The organism is Providencia sp. PROV076, assembly GCF_028483405.1.
Taxonomy (GTDB): Bacteria; Pseudomonadota; Gammaproteobacteria; order Enterobacterales; family Enterobacteriaceae; genus Providencia; species Providencia huaxiensis.
In genome coordinates this window covers 25944-37840 of record NZ_JAMPRR010000004.1, presented here as the reverse complement: position 1 = coordinate 37840, position 11897 = coordinate 25944, and the positions used below count along the sequence as shown (strand labels likewise).

The 11897-nt window shown below is 35.2% G+C and carries 13 protein-coding genes; 6 read left to right on the top strand and 7 right to left on the bottom strand.

Features of this window, described 5'->3' with window-relative positions; genetic code table 11:
- The first annotated feature begins 229 nt into the window (after positions 1-229).
- From PSF67_RS03970 to PSF67_RS03960, 3 genes are read left to right on the top strand one after another with little or no spacing between them, the layout of a single operon-like run.
- A complete protein-coding gene (locus PSF67_RS03970; RefSeq protein WP_102139254.1) occupies positions 230-676 on the top strand; it encodes a PTS sugar transporter subunit IIA in 447 nt (148 codons plus the stop codon).
- A 22-nt stretch (positions 677-698) separates the two neighbouring features.
- Positions 699-986 (top strand): PTS sugar transporter subunit IIB, encoded by a 288-nt coding sequence (locus tag PSF67_RS03965; protein WP_102139255.1) that lies wholly within the window; start codon positions 699-701, stop codon positions 984-986.
- A gap of 11 nt (positions 987-997) precedes the next feature.
- Entirely contained in the window at positions 998-2254 is a 1257-nt protein-coding gene (locus tag PSF67_RS03960) for a PTS ascorbate transporter subunit IIC (protein ID WP_036958647.1), read from the top strand.
- Positions 2255-2306: 52 nt separating this feature from the next.
- Here PSF67_RS03960 and PSF67_RS03955 read toward each other — a convergent pair whose 3' ends face one another.
- Positions 2307-3113 carry a bestrophin-like domain gene (locus PSF67_RS03955; protein WP_166265380.1) on the bottom strand — a complete coding sequence of 269 codons (807 nt, stop codon included), beginning with the start codon at positions 3111-3113 and terminating at the stop codon, positions 2307-2309.
- Positions 3114-3321: 208 nt separating this feature from the next.
- Positions 3322-3804, bottom strand: a complete 483-nt coding sequence (locus PSF67_RS03950) for a DUF523 domain-containing protein (protein ID WP_272676552.1) — start codon at positions 3802-3804, stop codon at positions 3322-3324.
- A 333-nt stretch (positions 3805-4137) separates the two neighbouring features.
- On the opposite strand from PSF67_RS03950, the gene PSF67_RS03945 reads away from it, so the two are divergent.
- Positions 4138-4881: an ankyrin repeat domain-containing protein gene (locus PSF67_RS03945; RefSeq protein WP_272676551.1), complete on the top strand. Its 744-nt coding sequence runs from the start codon at positions 4138-4140 to the stop codon at positions 4879-4881.
- Between the two features lie 165 nt (positions 4882-5046).
- On the opposite strand, the gene PSF67_RS03940 is transcribed toward PSF67_RS03945, so the two are convergent.
- Together PSF67_RS03940 and PSF67_RS03935 are read right to left on the bottom strand one after the other, a co-directional pair.
- The gene (locus PSF67_RS03940) at positions 5047-5991 is read right to left on the bottom strand and encodes an SPFH domain-containing protein (protein ID WP_004263460.1); all 945 of its coding nucleotides are present in this window, start codon (positions 5989-5991) and stop codon (positions 5047-5049) included.
- A 258-nt stretch (positions 5992-6249) separates the two neighbouring features.
- Positions 6250-6978: an aspartate/glutamate racemase family protein gene (locus PSF67_RS03935; RefSeq protein ID WP_272676550.1), complete on the bottom strand. Its 729-nt coding sequence runs from the start codon at positions 6976-6978 to the stop codon at positions 6250-6252.
- A 120-nt stretch (positions 6979-7098) separates the two neighbouring features.
- Between PSF67_RS03935 and PSF67_RS03930 the strand changes: the two genes are divergently transcribed.
- Positions 7099-7983, top strand: a complete 885-nt coding sequence (locus PSF67_RS03930) for a LysR substrate-binding domain-containing protein (protein WP_272676549.1) — start codon at positions 7099-7101, stop codon at positions 7981-7983.
- 78 nt (positions 7984-8061) lie between these two features.
- Here the strand turns inward: PSF67_RS03930 and PSF67_RS03925 are convergent, their stop codons facing one another.
- The 3 genes from PSF67_RS03925 to PSF67_RS03915 form a co-directional block, all read right to left on the bottom strand.
- Positions 8062-9348, bottom strand: a complete 1287-nt coding sequence (locus PSF67_RS03925) for a dicarboxylate/amino acid:cation symporter (protein ID WP_195698558.1) — start codon at positions 9346-9348, stop codon at positions 8062-8064.
- An 809-nt stretch (positions 9349-10157) separates the two neighbouring features.
- The gene (gene map, locus PSF67_RS03920; protein ID WP_195698557.1) at positions 10158-10928 is read right to left on the bottom strand and encodes a type I methionyl aminopeptidase; all 771 of its coding nucleotides are present in this window, start codon (positions 10926-10928) and stop codon (positions 10158-10160) included.
- A complete protein-coding gene (locus tag PSF67_RS03915) occupies positions 10921-11127 on the bottom strand; it encodes a ParD-like family protein (RefSeq protein ID WP_004910200.1) in 207 nt (68 codons plus the stop codon). Before PSF67_RS03915 ends, map begins: the two co-directional genes overlap by 8 nt.
- Before the next feature lie 326 nt (positions 11128-11453).
- On the opposite strand from PSF67_RS03915, the gene PSF67_RS03910 reads away from it, so the two are divergent.
- Positions 11454-11879 (top strand): universal stress protein, encoded by a 426-nt coding sequence (locus PSF67_RS03910; protein WP_166265395.1) that lies wholly within the window; start codon positions 11454-11456, stop codon positions 11877-11879.
- Positions 11880-11897: the final 18 nt, after the last annotated feature.

Below are 11897 nucleotides of genomic sequence, written 5' to 3'. Positions count from 1 at the left end.
CTTAAATCTAAAGAAACAGTAAAAATCACCAACTCGGGTTAACTTACCACAGGTTGAATTTGTTAATCAGCCGACAAGTGTACTCATTTCATATTTGTTCGCTATATTTTCTTAAAATGATAGCGCTATCACGAAAATGAAATATTCAACTAGATAGCGCTACCATAGAGCACTACTATTCATTCAACCATTACAAAGATAATAATTTCACTCTACCAGGAGCAACCCGATGCTAACGACATTACTGACCCCTAACGTCATTCAAGTCGTCGACAGTGCCAGTAATTGGCAAGAAGCGATAAAAATCGCCTGTAATCCATTAATTAATAATAAATTCATCGAACCGAGATATATTGATGCAATAATTCAATCACACGAAAAAATTGGCCCTTACTATGTATTAGGCCCTGGTATTGCCATGCCTCACGCACGCCCAGAAGACGGAGTAAACCAACTATCTCTTGGGCTAACCGTTATTAAGCAAGGCGTTGAGTTTGGTTCCGAAGGCAATGACCCAATCAGATTATTAATTGTATTGGCAGCAACTGATAGCAATAGCCATATTGGTGCTATCGCAAAATTAGCTGAACTATTTGATAATCAAGAAGATGTAGATAACATCATGCAATCAGAAAACGTTGATGACATTCTAAAAATCATCGCTAAATACGAATAAACTCAATATTAAGGTAAACATTATGAAAATTACTGTTGTTTGTGGGAATGGTTTAGGTACCAGTCTGATGATGGAAATGAGCATCAAAAATATCTTGAAAGACTTGCAAGTTAACGCTGATGTTGACCATGTCGATTTAGGATCTGCAAAAGGCACTGTGAGTGACATCTTTGTTGGGACAAGCGATATTGCAGAACAATTAGTTGCACAACAAGTTGGTGGCGAAATCGTTGCTCTCGAAAATATGATTGATAAAGTAGCAATGAAAGAACGCCTGACTGTTGCTTTACAAAAACTTGGTGCAATGTAAGCGGAGGCACTATGTCATTTTTTCGTTTTCTGATGCAGGATGTTTTATCTGAGCCAGCCATTCTTGTAGGTTTAATCGCACTTATTGGTTTGATCGCGCAGAAAAAACCAGTAACTGAATGTATTAAAGGCACCATCAAAACCATCATGGGTTTTGTGATCTTAGGTGCTGGTGCTGGATTAGTTGTCAGCTCGCTAGGTGATTTTTCAGCTATTTTCCAACATGCTTTTGGTATTAATGGTGTGGTACCAAATAACGAAGCTATTGTTTCTATTGCACAAAAAAGCTTCGGTCGTGAAATGGCCATGATCATGTTCTTTGCGATGCTAATCAATATCTTGATTGCCCGCTTAACGCCTTGGAAATTTATTTTCCTCACAGGGCATCATACTTTATTCATGTCCATGATGATTGCGGTTATCTTAGCCACCGCGGGAATGGAAGGTACACTATTAGTCACTGTTGGCTCACTGATTGTTGGCTTTTGTATGGTATTTTTCCCAGCCATTGCCCACCCTTACATGAAAAAAGTGACGGGTTCAGATGATGTTGCGATTGGCCATTTCTCAACGATTTCTTATGTCCTAGCAGGGTTCATTGGAAGCAAATTCGGTAATAAAGAACATTCAACAGAAGATATGAATGTCCCGAAAAGCTTACTATTCTTGAGAGATACACCTGTCGCTATCTCTTTCACCATGTTCATTATTTTTATCATTACATGCTTATTCGCAGGCGGTGATTTCGTTCGCGAAGTCAGTGGTGGTAAGAATTGGTTCATGTTCTCATTAATGCAATCTATTACATTTGCTGCGGGCGTATACATTATCCTGCAAGGTGTGCGTATGGTTATTGCAGAAATCGTCCCTGCATTTAAAGGTATTTCTGACAAATTAGTCCCTAACGCAAAACCTGCTTTAGACTGCCCAGTGGTCTTCCCATATGCACCAAACGCAGTATTAGTCGGCTTTTTAAGTAGTTTTGCTGCGGGTGTTTTGGGAATGTTCGTTCTATATGCATTAAATATGACGGTTATTATTCCAGGCGTTGTCCCCCATTTCTTCGTAGGTGCAGCTGCTGGTGTATTTGGTAATGCAACAGGCGGTCGTCGTGGCGCTATCTTGGGTGCATTCGCTCAAGGACTATTGATTACCTTCCTACCCGTATTCCTGTTACCTGTTCTTGGGGATATTGGTATTGCTAATACTACATTCAGTGACGCTGACTTTGGCGCAATCGGAATTCTATTAGGCATTATCGTCCGCTAAAACAGAACTCCCCATGGCAAATTTGCTAGCGGGGAGTTTTTTTACAGCTACCCTACTTTCCCAACCAAACACCATCCCTAAATAAGAATTCCTGTAATAAAATCAAATCATCCGGTGTCACGTGGATCATACCTTCACCAGGAACATCAATTTCAGCAATCATAAATAGAGCCAACGTGGTTAATGAAGGCAATATGAGTATCAACCAATTTTTCCCTTTTGTTCCGCGTATATTGTAGCCAATAAGGATATTTGAACAGATAGCAAAAAAGATCAGTAAAAACCAAGTGGCATTTGGAATTTGGTGTCGCCAACTTGCCATCGTCTTTTGTTGAGAAAGATAAAGGTCACTAAATGCACTTAATACAGAAGCCACAATCGGGTTTGGTGTTTGGCTGGCTTCCTTTACTGCTATTTCCCACAACTGGCTTTGCTTCTCCAAAGAAGTCATCCGCCATTGGTTATTTTCGTCACTGATACCCGACTTAAAAAACTCAATCCGAGCTTCCAAATATTGTTGAATAAGCTGTGAGGCTTTACTTCTATCATCTGTACTCAATAGCTGTGCTCGCTGGTATGCTGTACCAATAGCAATAGCTTCATTTTCTTCTGTTTGTTGGCGGTTGTTATAACCATTAATCGAAATTGATAAAACAAACCCTATCAATAAACCCAATAAAGATAAAATCGCCCCTAAAATAATTTTAGCTTCATCATCTGTCGCTTCTTCGTGGGCTGATTTACGCTTGAAAATATATTTACCGACATAAGCGGAAATAACTAACAAGATAAATGTGATCACAAATAAAAGAATGGAATCGATTGGAGAGTCATTGATCAACTCAGAAATATTGAACATTGCATTAGCTCATAAAGTTTATTTACTAATGATATAGCACAAGAACAATACAATTATCTAGGCAGTACTATTTTTTTACTAAATTTCAGATAATAACAGCAATTAGGTATCATAATACGACACCCAATTAGCTAACAATAAAGCACAAACTCACTAATGCAGTACTCCCCTAAATTAACCCTAAGTTGATTATCTATAGATATTTTCATTACAATATTTCTAAATAACCGTTAATTTTCATGATTAAATCAGGTGAGTTTTCATCCAATATATCAATATTATGCCGTTTAAATAGTGCGGCACAAACACCCATGCCAACTTTTAAATTACCATCAAACTGGCCACTATAGATATGCTGACTACCGCACGAGGGGCTATTGCTTTTAAGTACAACTAATCGCACATTCATTAGTTGGATTTTTTCTAATGCAATATGCGCACCGCGAATAAACTCCTGCGTGACATCGACATTATCGCTACCGGCCACACTAGCTCGACCAGCGAGTACATCATCACCATTTCCCCCCATTATTTCTGCCGATGCTCTTGGTGTTGGTAACCCACCAAAAACTTCAGGGCAAATACTGATGACTAGACCATCCTCATAGAGTTTTTTCAAAGGGGTATATAATTGATGCTTCCCATCATATCTTACACAATACCCTAATAAACAAGCGCTTACCGCAATCATGACCAATCCTATTAGTAGTTCTAACTCTTTAAGGCGTTTCGCACGATTATATTAGACTATAAGTTCACAAAATACTTCGCGCTAATAGTGCTCGCAAAATAAATAAAACAAGAAATTAATCCCTAGTAGATATATCCACCTGAGTTAGAAAAAATGGGTTATTTGCTATCGCAGATCCAGATTATGTCATCGTTCCTTGAGATCAAGATACAAATTAATATATTCAAATAAACCAGAATAACCACATAAAAGTATAATGAGTATGATTTGTATTGCTTTGTATCGTTTATTTTTCAATACTAATACATAACCAAATATTAATAAGGCTTCAATATGTATATTAAAAAATTTATGTTTGCTTTTTCATTAATTACTTTTGGGGCAGTATCTCAAGCCCAAGTTATTAATAATAATAATCCTTTAAAATATAGGCAGTTCAAAACAGATTACGCCACGATGCTTGAACTCGCGAATAAAGAACGCTTACCTTGGAGAGTCTTCTATGAAAGTCCTAGCGAAGGCGCCAATGCCGAATGGTTTGATGCCGTAAAGCAGGGAGATTTAGATAAAGTAAAACAAATGGTTACTGAGGGGCAAGATATAGAAACCAAAGACACAGGTAGCTTAGACCAAACAGCTCTGGGATGGGCTGCTTTTATTGGCGATGAAGCAATGGTTGATTATCTTATATCGCAAAATGCAAATCTTTGGGCTACCGATACAGGTGACGTATATAACGTACTAAAATCAGCGGTGCTTGGTAATAATGTCAATGTTGTAAAAAAAGTCCATCAGCTAATGAAAAATGAAGTAGATTTGAATAATCAACAAATTGAAAGTGATGGTGAAACATTAGTCATGATAGCTGCGAGTAATAATAGAATGGAAACGGTTAAATACTTATTATCGCAAGGTGCAGATATTAACCGAAGCACAACGACTGATGATGTGACCATGTTTTCTTATGACCAAAGTGCATTAACTTATGCATGTAAGAATAATCTTCCAGAAATGCAAAAATTCCTTATTGATAACGGCGCGTTGAATCATCGTACCGGTAAACCATCTTGCGATTAATTTATAGAAAAATTGGGTGTACCATTCTATAAATTAAATGGCCTGATTCCGGTTGAATATCGGAATCAGGCCATACAACCCGCTGACTAACAGTACACAACTTTGTGTGTGTCACTTCAAGCTTAATAGAACGAGCTTTAAATACAGTAATTATTTTAATTAATATTACTGGCTATTACGCATATCCATAATCATTTTACCATCGTAATCTGCACCAACAACAATATTAGGTACCTCACCTTTATATTTGTGTGCTTTAATTTGTTCAATCTCTAACTGTTTCCAATTGATCATTTCACGGGTAATAGTACGTTGCAATATTGCATTAGCTTCAGCTTCTTTCTGTGCAGCATACAATTTTGCATCAGCTTCTTGGCGCATAGCAAATGAGCTTGCTTGTGCATTACGCTCTCTAGCGATGGCTTGTTGTTCCGCAGACTCTCTCTCCGCTTCAGCAATAACAACCTTCTTCTGAGCTAATTCACGCTCTTTTTCTGCCTCCGCTTTTGCTTGGTTAATTTGCTCTTGACGCATTTTAGTATTAACCACTTGCTCTTGAACAACTTCAGGCAAAGTAATATCTTGGATCATGATTTCTTTTATTGTATAGCCATAAGGGGAAGCGTAACCTTGAATAGCATCACGAATAGATTCTTGTAATTTTCTTTGTGTATCTGCAGTATAAAGATCTTGCGCATTAGCGACATCTTTACCAAATTCCAAAATCGTTGAAATCAATTTTTGGCGTACATATTTATCTAAAGCTTCACTTTCGGTACCACCATTAATACGTAATACCGGAGCTTTAGCACCATCAAACTGAAGCATCACTGTAATATCAACAATAGATTTTAATTTATCTTGAGAAGGTACTCTAAGTTCTTTAAGTGATACACGGATATCTTTTGTCGAGTATGTATCAAACGTTGTAAACGGGTTAATTGGAAAATGTAAACCTGCATCATAGGCAACTGGATCAACTTTTCCTAAAAATGTTCCCACCTTAACCGAGCCATCTTGTACAATAGTGTATGAATTAATACCTACGAGACCAATAACTAGAAGTAATGCAGCGCCAACAACCAATTTAATCATTGATTTAAATTGCATGAGTTAATCCCTATCAAATTAATAATTATAGTAAAGCGCCTTATTGTCACCACTTATTTTCTAACTACAAGTCTAACATTCCTAAATTTTAGCTGTTCAATGGAAGAATCGTTCAAAATACCATCAAACTTCATTTATCTAATGCAAACGTAAAAAGCACACATATGACTTTCATGTGTGCTTATACCTTCATAATTTAATGAATAGTTGTTATAAAACAATTAAATTCCCTAGTGCTGATCTTATTTAACTATCTAATTAAATTAACTGATTATTCCCTATTTCTTTAAAGCCGTTACTATAACTATACCAATCAATAGCTTCATTTATTAACGCTTCTGTCGCATCAATAAATTGTTCTGGACTATCCTTTGATATATCTTCTAATATTAAAGGGATTTCTGTACATCCCATAACAAACTTATCAACCCCTATTGATTTTAATTGATTTATATAAGGATAAATAAGTTCTTTTGCTTTTATAAAATCCCCTGATTTATAGGAAACAATACTCTGCATTATTTTATATTGATTCATTTCATCAGGTTCGATACATTCAACACCATGTAAACTTAATTTATTCTGATATAATTTTGTTTTTACAGTTGCTGTTGTTGCTAATAAAGCAACTTTCTTTATATTATCTTTTAAAAATTTATTACAGGCCGCATTTATAATACTAATAAAATGAACTTTTGTTTCTTTGATTAAATCTTCATACCAGAAATGAGCCGTATTACAAGGCATTATAATACAAGACACACCTGCATTTTCCAGTATTTTTAGGGATTCTATCATTGCTGGCAAAGGTGAAGAGCCATTATGAATAATATTTTCCGTTCTATCAGGAATATCAGGTATCGATACAATAATAACAGGAATATGCTCTTGGTCTTTTTTTGCATCTGTATTATTAATGAGTTTTGAAAAAGCATCTGCGGTTGCACTGGGACCCATCCCCCCTAACATACCTAATATTTTTTTCATAATACCTCCTTCAAATTGATGATATCATGACATAATGTTTTCCTTTCGTAATTGCAGAGTTTCTATAAGTTATGCTAAATTTGCATAGCAAAATTAATAATTATGATACAAGAGGACACAATGATCAGTAATCTTGAAATTAAATGGTTGCACGATATTGTTGTACTGGAAGAGTGTCGCAGTTTTACATTGGCGGCAGAAAAAAGGAATATATCTCAATCTTCTTTTAGTCGAAGAATTCAATCCATTGAATCTTCTATTGGTTTTGAAATATTCGATAGAAATACTAACCCACTACAACTCACACTTCAGGGAAAAAGCTTTATTGTCTATGCAAGAAATTCACTTGATGATATTTACTTCCAAATAAATAGAATTAAAGGGGTTGATAATGAAAAACAGAGGGTAAATATTTCGGCAGCTCATTCACTTTCTGTATTTTTACTCCCTGATTTTATATCTCAGTTCTCTAAAAATATTGATAAAATTTTCTTTGTTGAGTCAATAAATGTCGATGAAGCTGTTCATAAGCTAAAAGAAGGACAAAGTGATTTTATTTTATCATTTTATAATGAAGAACTGATGTCATCACCTTTCTTACATGCAAAAATATTAGACAGTCAATTACACTTAGTCTCTCTATGTGATAAAGAGAAAAAATCCATTTACACTCTTGATGGTTCAATACTTCCCTTAATGAAATATACCGATGAAAGTTATATGGGAAGGCAGGTTAATCAATTAATGAATAAATCAGCCCATCTGCCCTTTGAACTCTCATTTGTTTCATCGATGAGTGATGTATTAAAACGTATGGTATTAAATGGTAGCGGTGTTGGCTGGTTACCCGATTACTCAATTAAAAATGAAATTAAGCAAAATGAACTCGCCATTCTCGACCCCAGCTTATCGATAAATATGGGTGTTTATATTTATCGTACTGAAGCTAGATTAAATATTTCCTCAGAGCGTTTTTGGCAATTTATGCGTAATCAAACAACTTAATATGTTTCATTTTGTATAGAAACCCCTTCTATTGCTATAAGAAGGGGTATACCGAGTATTAATTACTATAGCTGTGAATTATTCTAGTGTAGGTGTTACTTTATCATTCAGTGTAACTTCTGGCTCTGAATTAATACGCCCTTTCCTTTCTTCTAAACGTGATATTACAGCGGTAGAAATACTATTTCCAACGACATTTGTTGCAGTTCTTCCCATGTCTAAGAACTGATCAATTGCCAGTAATAATAATATACCTGCTTCCGGTAAACTAAACATCGGCAACGTTGCTGCAACAACTACAATTGAAGCACGAGCCACGCCCGCCATACCTTTGCTCGTCACCATTAAGGTTAACAGAATAAGAATTTGTTCTGTAATACTCAGGTCAATACCATAAGCATTCGCAATAAATAACACAGCAAAAGACTGATACATCATTGAGCCATCAAGGTTAAATGAGTATCCAAGTGGTAGTACAAAACTGGTCACTTTTTTAGGTACACCGTACTGATTCAAGGCTTCCATTGTTTTTGGATATGCAGACTCACTACTTGCAGTCGCAAATGCAAGTGCAACAGGTTCACGAATAAGCTTCCCTAAATTGAATACAGATTTTCCTAAGAAGACATAGCCTGCAAAGAATAACACCGCCCATAATACCGCTAATGCAACATAAAAAAGCCCTATAAGTTTGCCATAATCATAAAGCAACCCTAAACCTTCGACGGTAACTGCTGAAGCAATCGCGGCAAATACTGCAATTGGAGCAAAACTCATCACATAGTCAGTAATACGGAACATAATACGTGATAAATCTTCGATTAATGTAACGATTGGACTTTTTTTATCTTTGCAAATATATGCGAGAGCTGAACCAAAGAAAATGGAGAAAACTAATATCTGTAGAATCTCATTATTTGCCATCGCTTCCGCAAAACTTTTCGGGAAAATATGGGTAATAAATGCCTTTAAGGTAAAACCAGATGTATTTAAGCCACTATCTACAGCAACTGCCGGGGCCGTTAAATTTAATCCAACACCTAGTTGGAATACATTAACAAAGATCATACCTATTAATAATGAAATTACTGCCGCAGAAATAAACCAAACCATAGCTTTAATTGTAATACTGCCCACCGATGAAGAGCCACCCATGGAGACAATTCCAGAAACAATTGTCGCAAATACTAATGGTGCTATTATCATTTTAATTAGACGTAAAAAAACATCAGTAATGATATTTAGATAAGAAGCAATGTCTTTCGCTTCTTCTACCGATGCAGCATAATTATGACAGCCCCAACCTAATATGATACCTAAAACAATCGCTATCATTATTTGTTTCATAAGTTTATGTCTATTCATTCGTACCCCTATTTTATTTATTTATCGTTATAGAAATAAACTATAACTCTTTATTGGATGCGACTCTTGAGCCTGAAGCCGATAGTTACATTTTTTTAACTTAAAGAGAAATGCAAATGGGCGAAAAGCCATGCAAAAAATGCATAACCATTTATTTCATTTAAATACAATAAGATATCATCATTTATCTTAAATATGACTTATTTTAGTCCATATGTATTTTTTATAAGTTACAATATTTTTTAATATTTATAATTTATTTAATTATAAATCACCTACACTTATAAAATTCAACAGATAAAAAACACTTAGCTCTATAATTAAATTAGATGAGCTTACTATCAATTGTCTTTAGCTGATCACAAAGGTATATGGTTTCTAATTTACTTTTGACATTGATGAATTCCAATAATAAAAATAGTGATCTCTTATTTTTATCCACCACTCATTCAATACTCTATTTTTAGCCCGTATTCTTTTGCCAATATCACATAATCCCCTGCTTATTCACTATTGATTAGCTTAACTAAAATATACATTACTCCATTTTCAGGTTGAGCCTCAAATATATTGAGTAGCACCTCTGAAATGTTCTCTATTAGAACGTATTTTTTTGACGATATAAGTTGCACATCTTTCGTAAATGTCGCAAAAGTGTCCATCATGAATAAATTGACTAGCTATCTGTTGCTATTGGTTTAATGAGTGCGTTTAACCGTATAGCAGTAGCATTGAGACAATAGTAAAAATTAATCTAAAAAAAGCCTGTTACCTTTATGGTAACAAGCTTATAAAGTCTATTTTTAACGCTATTTTTCTTCATCACGTAATGTTAAAACTTCGTATCCATCTTTAGTGACTAATACCGTATGTTCGGATTGTGCAGATAATTTTTTATCTCTAGTTACGACCGTCCAGCCATCTTTCTTTGTTTTAATTTTCATTCCACCTTGGTTAATCATTGGCTCTATCGTAAATGTCATTCCTTCTTTTAATTCAACCCCTTTTCCTCGTACGCCATAATGAAGAACTTGTGGATCTTCGTGCATTTCACGCCCAATACCATGCCCACAATATTCGCGCACAACACTATAACCTTTAGATTCCGCATAATGTTGAATAGCAGAACCAATATCACCTAGCGTTGCGCCTGGTTTAACTTGCTTTATACCTTCCCACATAGCAGCATAAGTATCTTTGACCAATTTACGTGCCAGTGGTGAAGCTTCAGGCATCACATACATTTTACTTGAATCAGCAATGAAACCGTTTTTTTCTAGCGTAATATCAACATTAATAATGTCTTTTGTTTTTAAAATTTCATCTGTTTTTGGAACACCATGGCAAACAACTTCATTTAACGATGTATTCAAAACATATTGGTAGCCATATTGGCCTTTACTCGCAGGCCTTGCTTCTAGCTCATTAACAATATAGTTTTCAACTTTATCATTAATCTCCATCGTGGAAATACCCGGTACGATAAATGAATCCAACATTTTGAAAACACTAGCCAAAAGTCGTCCAGACTCACGCATCAGTTCAATTTCTTCTGCTGTTTTAATTGTAATATTATTCATGAACCTTTCCTTTTAATTCAATTGACTCTTTCTCTAACATTTCATTGATTAACATAGTAAATGTCTTATTCGGGTTTAGTTCAGCTTGCATACCAATTTTAATCCAAAATTCTGCCTGTGAATTAATTGAACGGGACATAACCTGGCTCGCATGGCGTAGATAATCATGCAGTTCATCTGAAATTTTTACGATACCCAAAATAACCTCAACAATATGATATGTATACAAACCATGTATAGATCATATAACAGGAAGATGATGATTCAAAGTACTCAAGTTTTGCATAGCACAAAGCGCATGAAAAACAGCCTACAAACAACACCACTAAGTTGCCTAAGTTGAATCCGCCGTCAAAGTATTTATCATATTAATCTGCTATCATAAATTCCGAATAATGTAAGCCCTATACGTAAATTAACCTTATTTTAATTAACTAGGCCATCTACTGATTTAACTGAGTTACTCCTTATAAACCAATGCCCCGATTACTGCATGGACTCAATAAATAAAAGCCGGAGAAAAACATGTACAATAATATTTTGGTTCCTATTGATATAACAGAAAAAAGCTTAGCACAATTAGTTATGGCTCATATTCAATACTTTGCTAAATATGAAAAAGCACATATTCATTTTCTAGCGGTTATTCCTACTGTTCCTTTCTATACCACAATGGGGTTTGGTTTTGCTGAAAAAGCGGATAGTGAACATGAAAATGTCACGAAGCAGCTGGCTGAGATAATTAAAGAATTTAATATTCCTAGTAATAAGTACAGTGCACAAGTTTTAATGGGAACACCAAGGGATGAGATTTTACGTGTTGCTGAAGAAATTTCAGCAGATTTAATCGTTATTGGCTCAAAGCGCCCTGGCATGTCCACATATTTTTTAGGCTCAACCGCATCGATGGTTATTCAGAATTCAAAAATTTCTGTTTTGACTGTTCGATAACCTCTATCAACTATAATA